Annotated in this window: 17 protein-coding genes and 1 pseudogene; 12 read left to right on the top strand and 6 right to left on the bottom strand. The window is 61.6% G+C overall.

Annotation, left to right across the window (positions count from 1 at the left end; genetic code table 11):
* Positions 1–92: 92 nt before the first annotated feature.
* The 5 genes and pseudogenes from LZA78_RS15550 to LZA78_RS15525 all read left to right on the top strand — a co-directional run.
* On the top strand, positions 93–1,499 hold the full coding sequence (locus LZA78_RS15550; RefSeq protein WP_233677837.1) for a hypothetical protein: 1,407 nt from the start codon (positions 93–95) through the stop codon (positions 1,497–1,499).
* Between the two features lie 356 nt (positions 1,500–1,855).
* Complete coding sequence (locus tag LZA78_RS15545) at positions 1,856–2,650, top strand: hypothetical protein (RefSeq protein WP_233677836.1); 795 nt, start codon at positions 1,856–1,858, stop codon at positions 2,648–2,650.
* A gap of 126 nt (positions 2,651–2,776) precedes the next feature.
* Positions 2,777–3,607 carry an outer membrane protein gene (locus LZA78_RS15540; protein WP_233677835.1) on the top strand — a complete coding sequence of 277 codons (831 nt, stop codon included), beginning with the start codon at positions 2,777–2,779 and terminating at the stop codon, positions 3,605–3,607.
* 226 nt (positions 3,608–3,833) lie between these two features.
* Positions 3,834–4,841 carry an ACR3 family arsenite efflux transporter gene (arsB, locus tag LZA78_RS15535; protein ID WP_233677834.1) on the top strand — a complete coding sequence of 336 codons (1,008 nt, stop codon included), beginning with the start codon at positions 3,834–3,836 and terminating at the stop codon, positions 4,839–4,841.
* A 386-nt stretch (positions 4,842–5,227) separates the two neighbouring features.
* A pseudogene (locus LZA78_RS15525) lies at positions 5,228–5,386 on the top strand (integrase core domain-containing protein); the annotation flags it as partial.
* Positions 5,387–5,389: 3 nt separating this feature from the next.
* Here the strand turns inward: LZA78_RS15525 and LZA78_RS15520 are convergent.
* The 5 genes from LZA78_RS15520 to LZA78_RS15500 all read right to left on the bottom strand — a co-directional run bounded on the left by LZA78_RS15520 (position 5,390) and on the right by LZA78_RS15500 (position 11,167).
* A complete protein-coding gene (locus LZA78_RS15520) occupies positions 5,390–7,144 on the bottom strand; it encodes a recombinase family protein (RefSeq protein ID WP_233677833.1) in 1,755 nt (584 codons plus the stop codon).
* 3 nt (positions 7,145–7,147) lie between these two features.
* Positions 7,148–8,326 carry a tyrosine-type recombinase/integrase gene (locus tag LZA78_RS15515; protein WP_233677879.1) on the bottom strand — a complete coding sequence of 393 codons (1,179 nt, stop codon included), beginning with the start codon at positions 8,324–8,326 and terminating at the stop codon, positions 7,148–7,150.
* The gene (locus LZA78_RS15510) at positions 8,326–8,823 is read right to left on the bottom strand and encodes a tyrosine-type recombinase/integrase (RefSeq protein WP_438811089.1); all 498 of its coding nucleotides are present in this window, start codon (positions 8,821–8,823) and stop codon (positions 8,326–8,328) included. The genes LZA78_RS15515 and LZA78_RS15510 overlap by 1 nt, the downstream gene beginning before the upstream one ends.
* Before the next feature lie 311 nt (positions 8,824–9,134).
* Complete coding sequence (locus tag LZA78_RS15505) at positions 9,135–10,502, bottom strand: sensor histidine kinase (protein WP_233677831.1); 1,368 nt, start codon at positions 10,500–10,502, stop codon at positions 9,135–9,137.
* Positions 10,502–11,167 carry a response regulator transcription factor gene (locus tag LZA78_RS15500; protein WP_233677830.1) on the bottom strand — a complete coding sequence of 222 codons (666 nt, stop codon included), beginning with the start codon at positions 11,165–11,167 and terminating at the stop codon, positions 10,502–10,504. The genes LZA78_RS15505 and LZA78_RS15500 overlap by 1 nt, the downstream gene beginning before the upstream one ends.
* Positions 11,168–11,320: 153 nt before the next feature.
* On the opposite strand from LZA78_RS15500, the gene LZA78_RS15495 reads away from it, so the two are divergent.
* From LZA78_RS15495 to LZA78_RS15480, 4 genes are all read left to right on the top strand, one after another.
* A complete protein-coding gene (locus LZA78_RS15495) occupies positions 11,321–12,427 on the top strand; it encodes a Bug family tripartite tricarboxylate transporter substrate binding protein (protein WP_233677829.1) in 1,107 nt (368 codons plus the stop codon).
* 165 nt (positions 12,428–12,592) lie between these two features.
* Complete coding sequence (locus tag LZA78_RS15490) at positions 12,593–14,527, top strand: tripartite tricarboxylate transporter permease (RefSeq protein ID WP_233677828.1); 1,935 nt, start codon at positions 12,593–12,595, stop codon at positions 14,525–14,527.
* A 58-nt stretch (positions 14,528–14,585) separates the two neighbouring features.
* Positions 14,586–15,677: a 4-oxalomesaconate tautomerase gene (locus LZA78_RS15485; RefSeq protein ID WP_233677827.1), complete on the top strand. Its 1,092-nt coding sequence runs from the start codon at positions 14,586–14,588 to the stop codon at positions 15,675–15,677.
* Entirely contained in the window at positions 15,674–16,639 is a 966-nt protein-coding gene (locus LZA78_RS15480; protein ID WP_233677826.1) for a D-2-hydroxyacid dehydrogenase family protein, read from the top strand. Before LZA78_RS15485 ends, LZA78_RS15480 begins: the two co-directional genes overlap by 4 nt.
* Here LZA78_RS15480 and LZA78_RS15475 read toward each other — a convergent pair.
* Entirely contained in the window at positions 16,620–17,675 is a 1,056-nt protein-coding gene (locus LZA78_RS15475) for an AbrB family transcriptional regulator (RefSeq protein WP_233677825.1), read from the bottom strand. The two genes, LZA78_RS15480 and LZA78_RS15475, sit on opposite strands and share 20 nt — an antisense overlap.
* A 72-nt stretch (positions 17,676–17,747) precedes the next feature.
* Between LZA78_RS15475 and LZA78_RS15470 the strand changes: the two genes are divergently transcribed.
* The 3 genes from LZA78_RS15470 to tcuB are packed head-to-tail and all read left to right on the top strand — an operon-like array spanning position 17,748 to position 20,894.
* A complete protein-coding gene (locus tag LZA78_RS15470) occupies positions 17,748–18,416 on the top strand; it encodes a GntR family transcriptional regulator (RefSeq protein ID WP_233677824.1) in 669 nt (222 codons plus the stop codon).
* Entirely contained in the window at positions 18,413–19,804 is a 1,392-nt protein-coding gene (gene tcuA, locus LZA78_RS15465; protein ID WP_233677823.1) for an FAD-dependent tricarballylate dehydrogenase TcuA, read from the top strand. The genes LZA78_RS15470 and tcuA overlap by 4 nt, the downstream gene beginning before the upstream one ends.
* Positions 19,794–20,894, top strand: a complete 1,101-nt coding sequence (tcuB, locus tag LZA78_RS15460; RefSeq protein ID WP_233677822.1) for a tricarballylate utilization 4Fe-4S protein TcuB — start codon at positions 19,794–19,796, stop codon at positions 20,892–20,894. The genes tcuA and tcuB overlap by 11 nt, the downstream gene beginning before the upstream one ends.
* Positions 20,895–20,913: the final 19 nt, after the last annotated feature.

Below are 20,913 nucleotides of genomic sequence, written 5' to 3'. Positions count from 1 at the left end.
ACGTGCCCGGAGCCAGATTGATGCGCGTCAAGGCGCAGCGGATCAAATTCAGCTATTCGCATAATCGAAACATGTGCTGAGGGGAGGCCGACATGCGACTCAAGAAAACAGCTTTCTGGTCCACGACCGCGCTAACTGTTGTAATGCTTGCGGCAGTTGGTGTGACCGTTACGGATTTTGTCATCTCACCGTCGGGTGGCGCGGTGCTGGCGCAACAGAACCGCTCGGGCGGGTCGGATGGGTCCGGCCAAGGTTCTGGCGGTGGTGAAAACCGCGGCGGCAGCGATAATCGCGGCGGTGCTGGCGCTGGCACAGGTGCCGGCGGCGAAGCTGGGGGTGCGGGGACCGGAGGTCAGCAAACCAAACCGAGCGACAGTGGAGGCCAGCAGGGGCGTCCCGCTACCGCGGCGCCGGCATCCGAGGAAGGTGCCGGGCGACCTGCCGGGGTTGGAGGCCCTCCTGATGGCAAGCAGGGCGGACGTAGTCCTGAGGAGGGCGAGCCGACACTGGGCGATCTGTTCGGGGATCTCTACGTCGTGGAGCGGGATGCCAACGGCGTGCCGATCCTGACGGATGATGGCTATCTTCAGCCGCTGGATGCAGACGGCAACCCGATCCCGCTGATCGATGGGGAAGTGGATCCGGAATATCTGGATGATTTGGTCACGATCGATCTGGGGCGGCTGAACCTCGGTCGTTCGGCCGAGGACGTGCTGGATGGGCAGCTCGAAGAGGCCATCAAGACGATCAACTTGGCTGATGATGCCTCTGCTGGGGAGTCGATCACCCTCGACGCTGCCGGACGGATTGTTGTGACCTATGTCGACGCAGATACGGGTGAACTAATCACCAAGACGATCGACTCTCCGCTCGAGAACCTTGCCATCTACGAGGCTCTGTTGACTGACGGCGAGCTCGTGGTGCTTCGGAATCTGGATGAAGACCCCGAACTTGAGGAAGTGGGCATTACGACCAGCCTGCTGCCCGACAGCTTGGCTTATCTTGCCGATGGTGAGCAGGACGCGACGGATCTGAGTGAAGCGACGGCTTATCTTGCGGCGGCAACCGACAAGACCGGTACGTTCACGGTCGATGAAGTGGCTTATATCAACAACATCCTCGGCATCGCGCAGGAGGAACTGACCTTCGATTACGATGGCGACGGCACGCTTGATCCGACGGGTATCTACGCATCGGTGATTGATTACTCGGCGTTTACCTACGACCGGGAAGACACGTACAACGTGGAAGTTGTTGTGCTTGTCCCCAGCGGCGAGACTTGGGTGGACCTTGACAAGGATGGTGTGCAGGACGAAGGCGAAACCTTCACGACCTGGGAGCCGGATCTGGTAAACATCTACAGCACCGTATTTACCGGTGAGTACACTGCCAGCGAGACGGCGACCATCACCGACTTCACCCAAGCTGCGGATGATGCGCGCGAAGTGATCGAGTTCATCCACGAGTACGCTATCCCAGCCGACAGCACGACTGAGTGAACCGAGACGAAAAAGATCTTGAGGGGGGCGGATAGCCCCCTTCAATTTAAGATGAGCGCCTCTGCGGAGCCAAGACTCGCTGCGCGACCCAAATGTGAGCTGCGAATGCTTGGGTAAATGTTGCGGTCTGGCGCGGTGACTAGGGCAGATCAAGGCCATTCTTCCAGCGGTCGAACGGGAGCGGGTGCGTGCATTTACATTTGGTATTGGCAAATCACGTAGTCTTGGATGTGGTTGAGCGAAATCAACGCAAGTCCGGGAGGACTACTGCAAGTTACTTATGTCTCTTGAACGGAAGGTTCTGATTGACTGGCCTCATGGGGGACCAGATCACTCGCAGACATGGGAGAGAAATCATGCGGAGCTCCAATCATTTGAAGCGTGGACTGATCAAGATAGGGCTGTCTGCGACAACGCTTGTTGCAATCGGTGTCGGTGGGAGTGTCGTCACTTCAGGGGGGACGTATCTCCAGATGGCGTATGCCGAGGAGGTGCATGATGAACATACTGATTCAGAACATGAAGGTGGTATGGGACCCGGCGCTGGAGGGCACGAAGAGGGTGACGATTCCGATCATGCCGGTGGCTCAGGTGGAAAGAAGTACCAGTACGGCTCGGGTGGAGCTGGAGCCGGCGGACAGGGAGGTGCGGGTGGCCAAGGCCCGGGCGCTGGAGAGGCGGGAAATAAGCCCGTCTGGGCTCAGGAAGGTATTCCCGAGGTCGAACTTGGTCGCCTGAACGTAGTGCGGACGCCGGCGAGGGTGTTAGACCGGGCCTACGTCGAGGCAATCGCCACGCTGGCATTCGACAGTGAAATGTCGGGGTTTTACAATCAATCCTACGAGATGATCGTCACGGATCTCAGGACGAGTTTCCGGGAAATCAGCTTCATCGACTCTCCGCTGCAAAACCTGTCGATGCTGCGAGCGTCTCTTGATGGTTCGTTGTCGATGCCTGGGGTCGCGAACGATACGATAACTCTTCAGGCCGTGTTTCTCGGCGTGGCGTCCGACAAGGGAATACCGATCACGGCAGATACCGTGATAGCCGTGACAACTATCCTTGGGACCCCTGTGACAGGCGCTGCCGCTACTACTTTGGCGTCGAAGGCAGAGGCCGTACGTCTAGCCATTGCGGAAGGTCACGGCTGAAATCGTGTTCGAGGGTGCAGAGGTCCTTGACCCTCTTGATGCTGGTGGCCAAAACTATGTGAAATGCTGTGCCAGCGCGCCCTGAGAGGCGCTGTTAGGGCACCAGTCGAGTGGGAGGACGCAACATTGAAAGCCACTTTGACGAAAGGCGCGGCGGTTCTTGCGGTCATCGGCGGCGTAACGGTTGAGGCCGGTCGTGCCATAGCTCAAGACGCCTCAAGCCCGGCGTCCTTTCCATCTTTCGGCGTGGCGAGCGTGACCTATGGCCCGTACCTTCGTATCGAGGGCGGCTATGCGTCGAGATCACTTCATGACGCTTACTGGCTGCCGCCGGGATATCCGGACAAAGATCCACGGGTGAATTTCGACCTTGATGATGACAAGGGCGCAATCTGGGGGGTGGCAGCGGGATATGACTGGCTGAACGGGTTAAGGGCAGACTTGGAACTCCTTGGGCGATCAGGCATGGATTTGAACGGTGTCTGGACCAGCCCGGGACCCGGACCGCATGCTGACATCACTGGGGGTACGGTCCGTACGACAGCGCTCATGGCGAACGTTTATTACGCGCCACTCGAACAGCGAGGCAGCCACTCCCGGTTTCAACCCTTCCTGTTTTCCGGCCTGGGACTTGCAAATAACAAGGTGAGCACATGGACACGGACGAATCCCGATGCGGAGGGAGGCGAGGAGCGAACCGATCGCTCGTTCGAAGGTGACAGTAATCTGACGATCGCGGCCGCCATCGGCTTTGGGGCGTCGATCCAACTGACGAAGCCTGGGCAGCATCCGGTGATCCTCGAGGCCGCATACAAGTATTACTACTTCGGTACCGCCCACGGAGGGGCGACGCCCTTGCCGGGTTCCGGCACTTCAGAGCCCTACAAGCCGCTGACCTTCAAGCCTAACGATCAAGTGGTGACGCTCAGCCTGCGGATTCCGCTGAAAAGATACTGAGCCCTCCCAAAATCGGCACAGCAAGGTCGTGTTGTCGCGCAACCGGTTATTAGAACCCTCTTCTGTTTGATGTCTCGCACGGCATTCGTGGTGTCCCAATGGTGACCCGAAAACAGATACGAGCGCATGACAAAATCCCGACTGGGTAGAGGTGCGTTCGTGAGCATTCCCAAGGGTGCCGTCGGTAGCCTCGACTTCGTATGCCAGACGCGATAGTTCCCTAATAATGAGCATCTTTGAGCGGTATCTCTCCTTCTGGATCGCGCTAGCCATGGCTGGCGGCATTATCCTTGGAAGTGCAGCGCCCGAACTGGTCACGGTGATTGCGGCCACCGAGGTGGCGAATGTCAATCTGGTGGTCGCGGTACTGATCTGGGCGATGGTCTACCCGATGATGGTCGGCGTCGATCCTCGCAGCCTGAAAAACGTGGTGAAGGAGCCAAAGGGGCTTGCGATTACCTTGGTGGTCAACTGGCTGATCAAGCCATTTACGATGGCTGCGCTCGGAGTGCTGTTTTTCCGGTCTGTGTTTTCGGACTTCATTGCGGACGAGGATGCGCAGCAATACATCGCGGGGCTGATCTTGCTCGGTGCGGCGCCCTGCACGGCCATGGTGTTCGTCTGGTCGCAACTGACCCGAGGCGACGAGAGTTACACGCTGCTCCAGGTCTCGGTGAACGATGTTGTCATGGTCTTCGCCTTCGCGCCGATCGTTGCATTTCTGCTTGGGGTTACGGACATTGAGGTGCCATGGGGAACGCTTGTTCTGTCCGCAGGCCTGTTTGTTGCCCTCCCGTTGGTGGCCGGCGTCTTGACGCGGAGGCGACTGGGGAGTGCCGAGCGCATCGCGATCTTCCGCGGAAAAATCAAGCCGTGGTCGATCATCGGACTCATCGCAACGGTTGTGATCCTGTTCGGTCTTCAGGGACAAGTAATCCTCGATAGGCCACAAGTGATCGCGCTGATTGCGGTCCCGATCCTGATTCAGTCCTATGGCATCTTCGTTCTGGCCTATACCGCAGCCTGGGCGTTGCGGGTTCCCCACAGGATTGCCGCGCCCTGCGCCCTGATCGGCACCTCGAACTTCTTTGAGCTAGCAGTTGCAGTGGCGATCAGCCTCTTTGGCCTCAATTCCGGCGCGGCCCTGGCCACCGTTGTGGGTGTGCTGGTTGAAGTCCCGGTCATGCTGTCCCTCGTTGCGCTTGCCAATGGCACGCGAGGACGGTTTGAATAGCTCAAGTCTCTGACTGGCTGGCTCCCAGATCGTCAGGTAGGCAAACAGGTCTGAGGATGCCATCGGGTTCTGTCAGAGGAACTTGGCTTTAGGTGGGCGGTGCGGTCACGTAGCCTTTCTGGATGACGGAACGTTCGCCCTTTCGCTGTTTCTAGACGAGCCCCGAGATCATCCGCCTGGCGGAGATGCTATATGTCCGCTTCCCTCTATCGCTCCGGAATGTCGAGGATCTGATTCACGAGCGAGGCGTCGACATCTGCCATGAGACGGTCCGATTTTGGTGGCATCGATTTGCTCCGATGTTCGCCTCCGAGATCCGGAAGCACCGTTTCGAGGGGACGAGATGGAGCCACTAGGGATGGCAACTCGACGAGATATTCGTAAAGATCACCGGCGAACTCTTCTACACTCTGCGCGAGGCCCAGATCCTGATCGAGCGATGGCGCGTTCACTACAGCACAGTCAGGCCGCACAGCTCATTGGGTTACCGCCCGCCTGCGCCGAACAGCATCGTCCCGATCGACCACAGGCCTATGATGCACTAACACTCAAACCGGACCACCCGATAGGGGCACGCCACTATCCCGCAGACCGCGTCCCGCCCCTTTTGGCGATTGAACGATCGTCTGGCCAAGGCGCATAGTCGTTCGGTGAAGGTTTAATCCAGCCCCCGCAACCATTGAATTCGACACCCCGCCCACAATGAGGCGGGGTTTGTCATTCCGGGGTTCCCCGAGCCCCAGGATCGCGCCCAGTTCCCCATAGAGTTCAATGTCATGGCCGCCACCCTCGCGCGGCAGCATCCGGATCTCCGCGATCAGGCCGCGCAGGATATCTGCGGCTTCGTTCCGGGTGCCGTCGGCGTTCAGTGCCTCGATGAGGGTCGCAACCTTCGACCGGTAGATCTCGGCCATGGCGGGGTGCAGCGTGACCGGGGGTGGCTCGGGGAGTTGGTCGAGCTTGGCCCGCAGCGTGAGCTTCTCGTCTTCGAGCGCCTGCAGCCGCTCCGTCATGCTTTGATGAAACATGCCGTTGGCGACGGCATCGATGAGATTGGAGATCTCCTTCTCGAGCTTCGTAAGCCGGGCTTCGGCGGTCTTGCGTTCCGTCTCGGAGGATTGCTGTTCCTTGCGCATCTCGCGCTGAAACTCCTCGACGAAGGCGGCAAGCAGGTCGGGGTGGAGCAGGTGATCCTTCAGCCCCTCGAGGACGCGTGCCTCGACCTCGGCGCGGCGGATCGTGGCTCGGTTGGGGCAGGTGCCGCGGTTGCGATTGGCCGAGCAGCCGTATTTGAGCGCGTTGACGAGGATGTAGTTCGCGCCGCAGCAGCCGCACTTGAGCAGGCCGGAGAGCAGGTAGGTGGGGCGTCGTGCGGCGCCATAGGCATTGGGGCGATCTTCCGCCCGGATGCGCTTGCGGACGCCGTGCTGGATCTTCTTGACCCGTTCCCAGAGTTCGTCGTCGATGATCCGCAGGTGCGGCACGTCCTCGATGATCAGGTCTTCGCGTGGATTGGGACGCGCCTGACGCTTGCCCGTGTCGGGATCCTTGACGAAGTTCTGGCGATTCCAGACCAGCTTGCCGATGTAGAGCTCGTTGTTGAGGATGCCGGTCCCGCGCTTCCAGTTGCCCGAAATCGTCGAGAAGGACCAGGTCGCACCGGGTTTGCCGCCCTTCCCGCGCGGCGGGGGGATCCTGTCGTGATTGAGCTCGATCGCGATGGCACGCGCGCTGTGACCCGATGCGAAACGCTCGAAGATCCGCTGCACGATCACCGCTTCCTCGGGATCGATGGTCCGATCTCCCCGCGACTGGCTGCCATCGGGCAAGAGTTGGCGAACTGCCTTGTAGCCGTAGCTGATCCCGCCGGCGGACTTGCCCGCGCGCACACGTCCTTCGAGGCCGCGACGGGTCTTCTGGGCCAGTTGGCGCAGGAACAGGGCTGACATGGTGCCGTTGAGGCCAACGTGGAGTTCATTGATCTCGCCTTCGGCCTTGGTGACGATCTGCACGTCGAGGAAGGCCATCCGCTTGTGGAGGCCCGCGATATGTTCCTGGTCCCGCGAGAGCCGGTCGAGTGCTTCGGCGACGATGACGTCGAACTGTCCCTTCATCGCCGACCGCAGCAGTTGCTGGAAGCCAGGACGCTGGTCTGTGGCTCCGCTGATCGCCTCGTCACTGAAGACATGGACCACCTGCCAGTCGGTCTCTTCGCAGAGCTTGCGACAGACCCGGACCTGGTCCGTGATCGATGCGGCGCTTTGGAGGTCCGTCGAGTAGCGCGCATAGATGGCGGCTCGCATGATCTACTCCTCCTGTGGGTTGTGTTTCTTCCGACGCGTCTTGCGAGAACGCTTGGCCTTGCGGTCCCGCGCCTTGGCGTCCTTGATGGTGTCCCGGATGATCGCTTGATAATCAGCGCAGGCCTTCTGAGCGGTCGCGCGATTGTAGTGCTTCTCTGCCATCGCAAGGGTGGCGTGCCCGAGAACATCGCGAATGATGTTCACGTGTTCGGGGTCGCACTCCGCGATGGTCGTTGAAGCAATATGCCGAAAGGCGTGAGGCCGGAGGGTTATTCCGAACTCCCGCTTGGTCAGCTTCGCAAGGCCGGACGTGAAGCTGTCGATGCTCATCGCGTTGCCGCGCCGGGTGATCCAGAGCGCGTCGCTCAAATTGCCCTGCAGAAGGATCGGCCGGAACACGTGGAGATAGCGTTCCAGGGCCCAGGCGATGGAGCGCGGTAGGTGAAAGCTTCTGGCCTTCTTGTCCTTCATGTCCTCCGCCCGAAACCGCAGCCAATAGCTCGCTTCAGTAGGTTCAACATGAAGCGTGACCGTCATGCTTATGAACGCTCGGGCACGTACGGGAACGGCGATCAATATCCCCACCATGAGCGCCTGGCGAAACGCCGTCGCTTGTTCGAGCTGGTCCAGATCGTCTCGATCGCGCAGTTCCGTCAGGCGTTCGAGCGCCCAGGAGTAAAGTTGTTGCGCCGTCACCGGGATCGGAGGCTTCAGCGGCTCGAGGGCGGCTTCGGCCATAAAAGCATCCGCCCCGTCCTTCAGCCACCGCCAGTCACGCGCAGGACAGAACCCCTTGATGACCAACCACAGCGAGAAGAGAAATCCAGCTAGAGTCCGCACCTTCAGGGGGCGCTCACCGAGTCGAAGCATCGTGCCAGGCTCAATCCGGTTGGTGACGCGGCTTTCCGCATCTCGAAGATAGGCCTCAACTGTGTCGAGGGTCACCCTGTCCGGGGGCGAGAGATCCAAGAGTTCCGGCCTATGGCGCATCAAGAAGGCAAGCCAGTGCCCATACATCTGTTGGTGGAGCTGCACGGTTCCGTGAGACCAATTGGCGAAGGGCCCAGGGCGCTTGAACGGGCCACCTTTGAGCCGGGCCACCTTCCATGCCGAAACATCCTGAAGCGGCCAATCTTCGAATTTGAGTCCGATCCGCGTGCGTTGAGTACCTTGGGAGGTCATCACTTGTATCCTCCCTGTTTGTCCAGAATCCCATGGTAAGTGTCCTGGGCGCTCCTGTTGGAGAGCGGGCTATAGATTTTGGCGGTCGTATCAATCTTGCGGTGATTGAGCAGCCGCCGCACCGACTCGTACTCACCGGGGCGGGTCTCGAGGAAAAGCTTGGCCGCCAGATGCCTGAAGAGATGCGGGTGCATCTTGAGGCCGGTATGGTGCGCGATCAGCTTGCTGATGCCTTCTCCCAGATGCTTGGGGGCGCGTGCGCCACCCGAGGGTTTGGGGAAGAGCGCACGATCAAGATCTTTTGCAAGCAACGGCCGAAAGGTTGCGAGATAGCGCTGAATAATCTGGGCGTGGATGCCCCCGATCTCCGCGGTAATCGAGACGCGGTTCTTGGTCTCTGCGGCTGGAATGAAGATCCTGTAGATGATCTTGCGGCCATGCGTGGTGCAGGTGAGGTGCCGTTCGAGCTCAAGCGCAGCCAGGTTGGCCATCCGCATGGGGCAGGCTGTCCCCAGCGCATTGCACTTTCCCGGTGACGCAACCAGCCCGTCATCGTGAACAAAGCCCGAAAACTCCAGCCTCGGGTGGTCCAGAGTTGGTAGGCAGAGCAGCTCCAAACCAATGTTCGCAAATGCTTAACAGCGGGAGCAGTCTTTCGCTTCGCCCGAAACCAAGTATTGCCGCGACAGCGCGCTTTGATCGAACCTTGTTAAGGTTACGTAGCATGAGTGAGAGGGAAATCAATAAATTCGCTAAAGTATTGAAAGCATTTGTATTTATTCTGGGTGTGGCAGCAAAGAGCCGTCCGCTAGCGTCGCAAGATGACTTTAAAGACGGCGCCCGGTCCATCTCCCACGCAGCACGCTTCGCCATCGTGAGCAAGGGCCGCATCTTTGACAATTGCGAGGCCGAGGCCACACCCCCCCGAGTGATCCGAGCCGAGCCTGAGGAACCGGTCGAATATTCGCTCGCGCTGCGAGAGGGGGACGCCCGGGCCGTCGTCCGCGAACTGCAGAGTGACAAAGTCCGGTTCGAATGCGACCAACACATCCAAGGTGCCCCCTGGTTGCAGGGCATATTTGGCGGCATTGTCCAGCAGGTTCTCGACCATTTCCTCAATCAGGATTGTGTCGCAGTCGACCGGCCGGGGCGTGCCACTGACCGAGAAGGTTACTTCGACATCGCGTGGTAACTGCGCCTCGGCAAAGGCGCGGACACGTTCGCGGACGACCGTGAGCATGTCGACCGGCCGATGAAACTCCTTCAGGCTGCGACCCCTTACCCGTTCGAGCGAGAGCAGTTGTGAGGTCAGTCGGCCGGTATCGCGCGCACTTTGCGCGAGGCCCGCAATGCGTGCGCGTAGCTCCGCCTCATCTGGGGCGCTCATTGCGGCCTCAGCCTGACTTTGCATTGCGGCAACAGGGTTACGCATCTGATGTGCTGCATCCGAGATGAACCCATCGCGCAGGGCGAAGGCGCGCGCCAAGCGCTCGAACAGCGAGTTCGTTGTCTTAACAAGCGGGCGCAGTTCTGGCGGAACCCATCGGCGGATCGGACGCAGGTCATCGGGTGAGCGCTGGCCGATCGCATCGCGTAGGTCCAAGAGCGGTTTCAGTCCCAGTTGGATCCCGAACCACAGAATCAAAGCGGCTGTCATGATCACAGACCCGAGTAGCATGGATGACTGGACGACTAGTTCGCGAGACAGTGCATAGCGCTGGGTCACTGTTTGCCAAACTTCGACCGTTACCCAGCCACCAAACTGAGGTTCGCTTATGAACTCCTGCAACACCACTGCGCGAACTGGTTTGCCCAAGGAGATACTGTCAAAGAAGAAGGGCTCGCCGGTTGAAGGGGGTGAGCCTTCGGGCATCTCTGGTGGATTAGAATATCCTGTGACGAAGCTGTTACTCGGGCCGGTGATCCGGTAGTAGACTGGATCTCCGAGGGCTGAGGTCAGTTCTTCAAGCAGCTTTTCAGTCAGCACATCGCCTTCGGAGATCACAACATCGCGCGAAATCGTTAGTGCTACAGCAAGCAAGGTATTGTCGTAGAGCTCGCGGGAAAGTTGGATGGCCGCCTGGTATCGCGCGTAGGACGCCGCGGCTGCGACGGCCATCAGCGGCAAGATCAATAGCAGAAACAACCTTCCCCGTAACGATAAATGGCTCAGCATCAATCCGCGTCCAGCATATAGCCGAGGCCGCGTGCTGTGCGAATTGTCGCTCCGCATCCTTCGATCTTACGGCGCAAGCGCGAAACCAGGAGCTCTACTGCATTGGATTCGACTGGCGTGCCGGTGCCGTATAGGGCATCTGCGATCCGATCCTTTTCCATCAGCCTTCCGCGATGTTCGAGCAGAAATTCAAATAGCGCAAGTTCCCGCCTTGGCAGGTCGATGACGCTTCCATGATGCTGAAGAGTGCGTTGCACCCGGTCATATACCAGTTGTCCAACCGTTTCGTGGTCGGGTGCTATCTGCGGACGTCGCCGCGCCAGCGCGCGCAGGCGAGCTACGAGTTCCTCCATGTCGAAGGGTTTGACCAGATAATCGTCGGCACCCGCATCCAGCCCTTCGACACGCTCCGAAGTCTTGCCTCGGGCGGTCAGAATCAGAACCGGGGTCGTATCCCCGCGCCCTCGCAGCCGACGGATGATCTCTATCCCGGACATCCCCGGCAGGTTGACATCTATCACGGCAACGTCCGCGGTATTCCCTTTCAGGAAAACGTCGGCCGCCTGGCCATCATCCAGATGATCCACCGCATGCCCCTGATCTTTCAAGGCATTTTGAACACCTTTGGCCAGGTTCAAGTTATCTTCGACAAGGATGATGTGCATCAGACGCCTTTTTGGACTCCGGACAGGTTTTGGACAGGATGACCGTCTATGTTCTCCATCAAGCCGGTCTTGGGAGGAGAAATCAAGAACGGCAACGCGTCATATCGCCTGAAGCGAGCGATCTGGCGTGCATGAGAAACTTGGGAGGACATCATGAACAATACCTTCAGCATCACGCGCCGTGTGGCGCTCGGGCTTGTAGCAGGCGCTATGACGCTTGGTCTGGCGGGCCCTGCCGCGGCCGAGTCCGACTTTTCCGGGAAAACGATCGAGTGGATCATTCCCTTCTCGGCCGGCGGTGGCTCAGATACCTGGGCGCGGTTCAATGCGCCTCTCCTATCGAAATACCTGCCGGGCAATCCGACGGTTGTCGTCGTGAACGAGCCGGGTGGCGGTTCGACCAAGGGCACGAACCTGTTTGCTGCGCGTGCAAAACCCGACGGTCTGACGATCCTCGGCACGTCGGGCTCGACCCAGTTTCCGTACCTGCTGGGCGATCCGCGCGTGCGCTACGAATACAAGGACTGGAAGATTGCGATGGCCAGCCCTACCGGTGGCGTTGTCTACACTTCGCCCTCGTTGGGCCTGAACGGTCCCGAAGACATCGCGATGCTGAAGGACAAGAACCTAGTATACGCCAGCCAAGGCGCGACCTCGCTCGACCTCGTGCCGCTGCTGGGCTTCCGTCTGATGGACTTCGACGTGCAGCACGTGTTCGGCTTCAAGGGACGCGGTGACGGCCGTCTGGCGTTCGAGCGTGGCGAGGTGAATATCGACTACCAGACCTCGTCGGCTTATCTCAAGAGCGTCCAGCCGCTGGTCGACGCCGGACAGGCGGTTCCCCTGTTCAGCTGGGGCGTCCTGAATGAAGCGGGCGAAGTGGTGCGCGATCCCACCTTCCCCGACCTTCCCTCGTTCGTCGAAGCCTATGAGACGCTGACCGGCGCTGCGCCCTCGGGCCCGGAGTACGATGCCTATTTCGCCTTCTTCACGGCGGGGTTCCCGGCTCAGAAAATGGTGTTCCTGCCGGGCGAGACGCCGGACGACATCGTGGACGCCTACCAGAAGGCGTTCGAAGACATGAAGGCCGATCCCGACTATCAGGCGAACGCGGATACGGTTCTGGGCGCCTATGGTCAGGTGACCGGCGCGCTGGCACAGGCGCTCTTCGAAAAGGGCACGACCATCACCCCGGAGATCCGCGCGCAGGTCACCGGTATGCTCGCCTCCGAGTACGGCGTTAAGCTGGGCGAGGAATGATCCTCTAGCCCGACCTTAGGCGGGCGTCTGATCCGGCGCCCGCCACATCTTCCTTCACATCACCAAGACCTGTCGCACCAGCGACCAACACGGGAGGTTCCTACCGTGGTCGATACCCTTTTGACTGCGCTCTCAGCGCTCCTAACGTTTCAACACCTCGCCTATATGTTTGTCGGTGTCGGGGTCGGGCTGATGATCGGTGTCATTCCGGGCCTGGGCGGGATTGCCGGCTTATCGCTGCTGATGCCGTTCCTCTACGGGATGGAAGAGACCACGGCGCTGGCAATGCTGATTGGTCTGGTGGCGGTTATTCCCACCTCCGATACCTTCTCATCGGTGCTGATGGGGATCCCCGGATCCTCGGCGAGCCAAGCGACGGTGCTCGACGGCTTCCCGCTGGCACGCGAGGGGCAAGCCGCCCGCGCGCTCTCTGCTGCGTTCATCTCGTCGATGGCGGGGGGGATCTTCGGCGCGGTGGTGCTGACCGGTTTCGTGGTCATCGCGCGGCCGATAATTCTGTCCTTCGCGTCGGCCGAGCTGTTCATGCTTTCACTTTTCGGCCTGTCGATGGTGGCGGTTCTGGCCGGGCGCAGCCTTGCCAAGGGTCTGGCCGCCTGCTGCATCGGGTTGGTTATCGGCTCGATCGGGGGGGCGCCTGCGACGGGCGAGTTCCGCATGATCTTCGGGCTCGAGTATCTGTATGACGGTATCCCGCTGGTGATCGTCGGCCTCGGTTTTTTTGCCATTCCCGAGATCGCTGACCTCCTGCGCAAGAATTCGGCAATTGCCTCGGGCAACGCGCTTGGTTCGGGCTGGTTTCAGGGCTTCCGCGACTGGTGGAAAAACATCTGGCTGTCGATGCGTTGCGCGGGAATTGGCTGCATCATCGGCGCAATTCCGGGCCTTGGTGGATCGGTGGTGGATTGGATCGCCTACGGCCACGCGGTGCAAACCGTCAAGAAGGATCCGAAATTCGGCAAGGGCGATATCCGTGGCGTGATCGCGCCGGAAAGCGCCAACAACGCGATGCAGGGCGGGGCGCTGCTGCCAACCATGCTGTTTGGCATCCCCGGTTCGGGCGCGATGGCGGTGTTCCTAGGCGGTATGGTGCTGCTGGGCATTCAGCCCGGACCGTCGATGGTCGGGGCGGATCTTAACATCACCTATTCGGTCGTCTGGTCGCTGGCGTTGGCCAACGTGATGGGGGCAGGGATCTGCCTTGCTCTTGCGATCCCGATCTCGCGGCTCACGCAGATCCCGTTCCAGCGTCTCGCGCCGTTTATGATCGTGCTCATCTGCTTTGCGGCCTTCCAGGCGACGCGCTCGCTTGCCGATCTGGTTGCGTTGCTGTCGCTTGGCGTGCTGGGCGTGCTGATGAAACGCTTCGGCTGGCCGCGTCCGGCGCTGCTGATCGGCTATGTGCTGGCTCCGCAGGCCGAGACCTACTTCTATCAAGCGCTTCAGTTCAACGGCTGGTCCTTCCTTGGCCGCCCCGGGGTCCTCATCATCGGGTTGATGACGCTGGCTTCGGTGTACTTTGGGCTGCGCAACCGCGTCGATGAGCATGGCCATGTTGTGCCTAATGAAGACGACGCTCCGGACGTTCCGTCGTTCAGGGCGCACATGCCGCAGATCGTATTTGCCGCCGCGATGGCGGGGCTGCTTCTGGTGGCAATGAGCGACTCGCTCCAGCATGACTTCCTTGGAAAGATCTTCCCGCTGTCAGTCTCTGTGGTCGGGCTTGCGATGCTCGGCATCCTGTTGCCTCAACTGATGCGCGGAAAGACCGGCCATCACGCCCATTTTGACGCCGAACTGACCGGTGATCATGTCGGGCAAGAGGGCATCGGAAGCCTCTGGGGTGGCCTAGCCTGGATCGCAGGACTGGTCGGGCTGACCGCGCTGATCGGCTTCTATGCTGCGCTGCTGGTCTTCTTCCCGGTGTTCCTGGCGATGCGTGCCAAGGCAGGCCCGCTGGCCGTTGCCCTGATGACCATCGGTTGCGCGGGCTTCATCCTGACGCTGGCATGGGCGCTCTCGCTCAACTTCCCGACGGGGCTTCTGCAGGACGTCGTCGAGCTTCCCTGGCCCTTCCGCTGAGCCTCACAGGCCCGCGCGGATCGCGCGGGCCCTCTCCATTCATCTGCAGGAGGCGACCATGCCGCAGACCGCAATCCCCTTTCATTTCTTTCGCGGCGGCACTTCGCGCGGCCCCTATTTCCGGCGTGAGGATCTGCCCGAGGACAGCGAGACGCTGGCCCGCGTGCTGGTCGCGGCCGTGGGTTCTGGGCACAAGCTCAACATTGACGGTATCGGTGGCGGAGCGGCGGTGACCACCAAAGTGGCGATGCTGTCGCGCTCGGACACCAACGATTGCGATATCGATTATTTCTTTGCGCAGGTGAGCGTCGAGGATCGACTGGTCGATTTCAAGCCGACCTGCGGCAATATCCTGTCGGGAGTGGGTCCCGCTGCGTTAGAGATGGGCCTGATCGCACCGCAAGGTGAGGTGACGCGGGTTCGCATCCGCTCGGTCAATACCGGCGCCAAGGTCGAGGCCGTGGTGCGCACGCCGGGCGGACAGGTTGATTACGCAGGTGAGGCCGCGATCGACGGCGTGCCGGGCACCGCAGCGCCGATCTATCTGAACTTCATGGATGTGGTGGGCTCGGCCACCGGGGCGCTGCTGCCCACCGGCGCGTTGCGCGATATGATCGACGGGATCGAGGTGACCTGCATGGATGTGGCGATGCCGATTGCCATCGCGCGCGCCACTGATTTCGGCCTGAGCGGCTATGAGACCGTCGAAGATCTGGACGCGAACCGCGACTTCTACGCCCGGATGGAGCCCATTCGGCGCGAGGCGGGGCGGCGGATGGGGCTGGGCGATGTGTCGCAATCGGTCACGCCAAAATTCGCGCTGCTGGCGCCACCGCGCAACGGGGGCACGATCTGCGCGCGCTACTTCATGCCGTGGAACTGCCATCCGACGATGGCGGTAACCGGGGCGCAGTGTCTGGCGTCCTGCGTTCTGACGCCCGGGACCGTCGCCGAGGGGCTGTTCTACCCGCCCGAGGGCACCCCTGCGTTGGTGCTGATCGAGCATCCCGGCGGCGCGATCGACGTGACCGTGGATTACGAGACCGGCCCCGCGGGCTTCACGCTGAAATCGGCGGGCCTCCTGCGCACCGCGCGCCTTTTGGCCCGCGGCGAGCTGATGGTGCCCGAGGCAGTCTGGAGCGGCAAGTGAGGGTTCATATCCTCGACGACTGGTCCGATAACTTACGGAACCTCCCGTGTTTCGCACGTCTGGCCGCGCATGACGTCACGGTCTGGACCGATCATGCCGAGGGCCCCGCGCTTGCCGAGCGCTTGCGCGAGGCCGAGGCGATCTGTCTGTTTCGCGAACGCACCCGGATCACCGCCGATCTCTTGGGGGAGCTGCCGAAGCTGCGGCTGATCTCGGGGCGGGGGGCGTGGCCGCATGTCGATGTTGGGGCCTGCGCGGCGCGCGGCGTGGCCTTCGCCAGCCGCAAACCCGCCGAGGCCCCCAACCACGCGGCCGCGGAATTGACATGGGCGCTAATCCTCGTGGCACTGCGCGACCTGCCGCGGCAGATGGCCAATGCGAAAGCAGGGCTTTGGCAAACCGGCGTAGGCCGCAGCCTGCACGGCAAGACGATCGGCATCTACGGCCACGGCCGGATCGGGCAGCTGGTTGCCGACTATGCCTGGGCCTTTGGCGCAAGGGTGATCTGGTGGGGGTCGGAGGCCGGGCGCGCTCGGGCCGCCGCCGCGGGGGGCGAGGTGCCCGCCAGCCGCGCGGAATTCTTCGCCCGATCCGAGATCCTGACACTGCATCTGCGGCTTTGCCCCGAAACGCAGGGTATCGTAACCGCCGACGATCTGGCGCAGATGCCGCTGCGCTCGATTTTGGTGAACACCGCGCGCGCGAGGCTCATCGCGCCCGGCGCTCTTTTGTTGGCGCTTAACGCGGGGCGGCCTGAAATCGCGGCGCTCGATGTGTTTGATCGTGAGCCTTTGACGGATCCGGCCGATCCGCTGTTATCGCATCCGCGCGTTATCGCGACGCCCCACATAGGCTTCGTGACCGAGGAAGAGTTCGACCTGCAATTCGCCGATGTCTTTGATCAGGTTAATGCCTTCGCGGTCGGGCGACCGATCAATCTGGTCACTTCTGCGGGCGCTTGACGCTAAGTAATCGGGCCGCAACCGGCGCACCCATGATTACCACCACGATCCGCGTCAGGTGATGCAGGATCACGAAGCCCAGGTCCGCCCCCGCCACCAGGGCCAGCACGGTCATTTCTGCCTGCCCTCCCGGGGCGAAGGCCAAAAACCCCTCGATCGGATGGGCAAGGCCGCTCAGTGTGACGATCTCGGTGAAGGCCGCTGCCATAACCGCAAGCAGTGTCACGAAGGCCAGCCCCGACAAGATGAAGCTGCGCAACTCGCGCAGGGTGACGCCAACGTACTGCACACCGATCCCAAGTCCGATGAAAAGTTGCGCGGCCCAGATCGCCTCGGCGGGCGGGCGCGTGTGGATCAACCCCGTCAGCGAAAGTGCGGCGGTCACGATCATCGGCCCCAGAATCGAGGCGCCGAACATTCCGATGCGCTCCGCCCCCTTCCAGCCTGCAACCGCAGCGAGAGCCATCAGCGTCAGTTCTTGCAAGGGTAGATCGCGCGCCGGGGCGCCTACGGCTCCGGTCAGCCCCGCGCCGTAAAGACCGGTCAGGATCATCGGCGCAAGCGTCACGATCACCAGAACCCGCGTGGCATGAATCAACGCCAGCGCGCGACCATCGCCCCCAGCTTCGGTGCCGAAGATCACCATATCCTGCAACCCGCCCGGCATGGCCGCATACCAAGAGGTTACCGGATCGTAGCCGAGGCGGCGGAAGAATGGCACGCCCACCAGCCCGATCAGCACGACGTAGACCGGCACCAACGCCACGCTGCCCATCATCTGCGGTATGCGTACAACTACCTCGGGCGTGATCGAGGCCCCAACAGCGACTCCCAGAATCGTGCGGGCCAACACCGAGATTGCACCCATGCCTTTCAGCGGCATTCCCGCGAGCGCCGCAAGCAGGCAGGCGGTCATCGGCCCGAAAAGAAACGGCAGCGGCAGGCTCAGTAGGTGAAAGAACCCCGCCCCGGTCAGCGCGAGCGCAAGTGTGGCAAGCCGTCGGGTAGACGTTCCGCGCATTGGGATAAAAGGCATCTCAAACCTCCTTGCGTATAGTTGAATACCAATGTATACATTTGGATACATAAATCGCAAGAGGGTCAAAACATGGCCGATGACACCGAAATCCCGCAAGGCCAAAGCGCTTATCGCCGCCTGCTCGACGAGATCCGCAACGGCACGCTGAGTCCCGGCGCGCGGCTGCGTGAAATCGAATTGGCCGAGCGGATGGGCATTAGCCGCACCCCCGTTCGCGAGGCGATCCGCCAGCTTGAGGCTGACGGGCTGGTGATGCATCTGCCACGGCAGGGCGCGACGATCCGCAGTCTCGATCACGCCGAGGTGGTTGAGCTTTACGAAATGCGCGCGGTGCTGGAAGGCACGGCTGCGCGGCTCGCGGCGCGGGCTGCCTCGGATATCGAACTGGCAGAGCTGGTCGCGCTCAACGACGAGCTCGCGCAGATGCCGGCCGGCGCGCTGGCCCGCGAGGTCAACCGCGTGTTTCACCGCACGCTGATCGAGGCTGCGCGCAACCGCTTTCTGATCAAGGCGATGAGTGCGTTGCAAAAGACGCTGCTGATCCTTGGGCCCACGACCCTGGCAGAACCGGAGCGCGCGATCGCGGCGGTTTCAGAGCACCGTGCCGTTCTTGACGCGCTTCTTGCGCGTGATGGGGCGGCCGCAGAAGCAGCGATGCGCGGGCATGTCGAGGCGGCACTCTCAGCTCGCATCCGCGGGATGCGCGGGCGCGAATTACCGATGGAGGACGAGGCATGAAAGATTGGCCCGAAACATTTGATATTGCCGTCGTTGGCGGTGGCAATGCGGCGCTGTGTGCGGCGATCACAGCTGCCGAGGCAGGTGCGAGTGTGCTGATCCTAGAAGGCGCGCCGAATAGCTATCGAGGCGGCAATAGCCGCCACACGCGCAACTTTCGCTGCATGCACAAGGGGCCGATGTTTCCGCTGACCGACGCCTATGAGGAAGAAGAATACCTGCACGACCTGATGCTGGTGACCAAGGGTAAAACCGATGAGGGGCTGGCCCGGCTGGCGATCCGTTCATCCGAGGAGTGTCTGCCCTGGATGCAGGCGCATGGCGTGCGGTTCCAGCCGTCGCTCTCGGGCACGCTTAGCCTGTCGCGCACCAACGCCTTTTTCCTAGGCGGCGGCAAGGCGCTGGTGAATGCCTATTACAACACCGCCGAGGACCTTGGCGTGAAGGTCGCATACGAGGCACTGGTGAGCCACGTCCATCGTGAGGGCAACCGTATCACGTACCTCGAAGTTGAGATCGCCGGTCGCCCAGTAACCGTCAAGGCGCGGGCCTTCGTGTTGGCGTCGGGCGGCTTTCAGGCCGATATCGATTGGCTTGCCCGCGCTTGGGGACCATCGGCGCGCAACTTCCTGATCCGCGGGACACCCTACAACCGCGGCGTCGTGCTGCGCGACATGATCGACCAAGGTGCCGAGCAGGTCGGAGACCCGACCCAATGCCACGCCGTCGCCATCGACGGGCGCGCGCCGAAATACGACGGCGGCATCGTTACCCGGCTCGACTGCGTACCGTTCTCGATTGTGCTCAACACGAAGGGCGAGCGCTTCTACAACGAGGGCGAGGATGTCTGGCCCAAACGCTATGCGATTTGGGGCCGTCTTGTCGCGGCGCAGCCCGATCAGGTGGGTTTCGCGCTGATTGACGCGAAGTCGATCGACCTGTTCATGCCCTCGGTCTTTCCGCCGGTGAAGGCTGACACGATCGAGGAACTGGCCGAGAAGATGGGCCTGGACCCGCAAGCGGTGCGCCAGACGGTTGACGGGTTCAACGCCGCCTGCCGCCCGGGCAAGTTCCACCCGACCGAGCTGGACGGCCTAGCGACCGAGGGTCTGGATGTGCCCAAGACCAACTGGGCGCGCCCACTCGATACGCCGCCCTTCTACGGCTATCAGCTGCGTCCCGGCGTGACCTTCACTTATCTAGGGCTGAAGGTCGATGCGCAAGCGCAGGTGCACGGTGCCGAGGGCCCGATCCGCAACCTCTGGGCGGCGGGCGAGATCATGGCGGGCTCGATCCTTGGTCAGGGCTATCTGGCTGGCTTCGGCATGACCATCGGAACTGTATTTGGACGTATTGCAGGCAAGGAGGCCGCCGCCCATGTCGCTTGACCTTTCTCCCCCGATCCTCTCTGCAACCGAAGATGCCCGTCGCCAGATCGAGATCTGCAACGCCTGCCGCTATTGCGAGGGCTTCTGCTCTGTCTTTCCGGCGATGACCCGGCAGAAGGCCTTTGCCGATGGCGACCTGACGCAACTGGCCAACCTGTGCCACAACTGCCGCGGCTGCTACTATGCCTGCCAATACACCGCGCCCCATGAATTCGCGCTGAATATCCCTGCGGCGCTGGCTGAGGTGCGGGTCGAAAGCTGGGAGCGGTTGGCGCGCCCGCAGACGATTGCGCGCCTGTTCCAGACGCATGGCGTGGCGATGGCCGGGCTGTTGGTGGTGGTGCTTGCGCTGTTCTTCTGGGCGCTGAGCGCCCTGCGCCCCGAGGCTGGTGCAGGCTTCTATGCCTATCTGACGCATAATACTCTCGTGGCGATCTTCGCCCCAGCCTTCGTGCTGCCGCTGGCGCTGATCGCGCTGTCGGTGCGTGATTACTGGCGCGAGGTCGGCGGCGGCCGGGTGCGGCTAGCCCATGTGCTGAGCGCCTTTGACAGCGCTGCAAGGATGAAAAACCTTTCGGGCGGTCACGGCGAAGGCTGCAACTTCGAGAAGGGCGACCGCTTCAGCGACCGCCGTCGGGTGTACCACCAGCTGATGATGTATGGCTTCCTGCTGTGCTTCGCCTCGACCGCCAGCGCGACGTTGCTGCACTATGGTCTCGCCTTCGAAGCCCCCTATTCGCTGATATCTGTACCCAAGCTTCTGGGCGTGCCGGGCGGGCTCATGATGGTGGTGGGCAGCGCGGGGCTCGGCTGGCTTAAACTGCGCGCCGACCGCTCGCTGGGCGCTGCGCGTGTCTGGGGCGGAGAGATGGCTTTCGTGCTGCTTCTGGGCGCGGTCGCGCTCACCGGGCTCACACTTTATGCCGCGACCGGCTCGACATTGGTCAAACCGCTGCTGGCAATCCATCTGTCGACGGTGATGGTGCTGTTCCTGCTGATGCCGTTCTCAAAGATGGTGCATGGCTTCTATCGCCTCGCGGCACTGATCGCCGAGGCGGGCAAGCCGGCCCCGGCCGGAGAACGTGCGTAAACGGTCTCTCGACCGCTGA

The organism is Rhodobacter flavimaris (assembly GCF_021378075.1).
In the GTDB taxonomy this organism is placed as follows: domain Bacteria; phylum Pseudomonadota; class Alphaproteobacteria; order Rhodobacterales; family Rhodobacteraceae; genus Rhodobacter; species Rhodobacter flavimaris.
Note: the sequence above shows the minus strand (reverse complement) of the source record. Positions and strands in the feature narration are given on the sequence as shown.

What these genes read in the sequence shown, in the direction of transcription:
- LZA78_RS15550 (WP_233677837.1), top strand. Translation starts at nt 93, where the DNA reads ATGCGACTCAAGAAAACAGCTTTCTGGTCCACGACCGCGCTAACTGTT.
- LZA78_RS15545 (WP_233677836.1), top strand. Translation starts at nt 1,856, where the DNA reads ATGCGGAGCTCCAATCATTTGAAGCGTGGACTGATCAAGATAGGGCTG.
- arsB (WP_233677834.1), top strand. Translation starts at nt 3,834, where the DNA reads ATGAGCATCTTTGAGCGGTATCTCTCCTTCTGGATCGCGCTAGCCATG.
- LZA78_RS15520 (WP_233677833.1), bottom strand. Translation starts at nt 7,144, where the DNA reads ATGCGAGCCGCCATCTATGCGCGCTACTCGACGGACCTCCAAAGCGCC.
- LZA78_RS15515 (WP_233677879.1), bottom strand. Translation starts at nt 8,326, where the DNA reads ATGACCTCCCAAGGTACTCAACGCACGCGGATCGGACTCAAATTCGAA.
- LZA78_RS15510 (WP_438811089.1), bottom strand. Translation starts at nt 8,823, where the DNA reads ATGCGGATGGCCAACCTGGCTGCGCTTGAGCTCGAACGGCACCTCACC.
- LZA78_RS15505 (WP_233677831.1), bottom strand. Translation starts at nt 10,502, where the DNA reads ATGCTGAGCCATTTATCGTTACGGGGAAGGTTGTTTCTGCTATTGATC.
- LZA78_RS15500 (WP_233677830.1), bottom strand. Translation starts at nt 11,167, where the DNA reads ATGCACATCATCCTTGTCGAAGATAACTTGAACCTGGCCAAAGGTGTT.
- LZA78_RS15495 (WP_233677829.1), top strand. Translation starts at nt 11,321, where the DNA reads ATGAACAATACCTTCAGCATCACGCGCCGTGTGGCGCTCGGGCTTGTA.
- LZA78_RS15490 (WP_233677828.1), top strand. Translation starts at nt 12,593, where the DNA reads ATGTTTGTCGGTGTCGGGGTCGGGCTGATGATCGGTGTCATTCCGGGC.
- LZA78_RS15485 (WP_233677827.1), top strand. Translation starts at nt 14,586, where the DNA reads ATGCCGCAGACCGCAATCCCCTTTCATTTCTTTCGCGGCGGCACTTCG.
- LZA78_RS15475 (WP_233677825.1), bottom strand. Translation starts at nt 17,675, where the DNA reads ATGCCTTTTATCCCAATGCGCGGAACGTCTACCCGACGGCTTGCCACA.
- LZA78_RS15470 (WP_233677824.1), top strand. Translation starts at nt 17,748, where the DNA reads ATGGCCGATGACACCGAAATCCCGCAAGGCCAAAGCGCTTATCGCCGC.
- tcuA (WP_233677823.1), top strand. Translation starts at nt 18,413, where the DNA reads ATGAAAGATTGGCCCGAAACATTTGATATTGCCGTCGTTGGCGGTGGC.
- tcuB (WP_233677822.1), top strand. Translation starts at nt 19,794, where the DNA reads ATGTCGCTTGACCTTTCTCCCCCGATCCTCTCTGCAACCGAAGATGCC.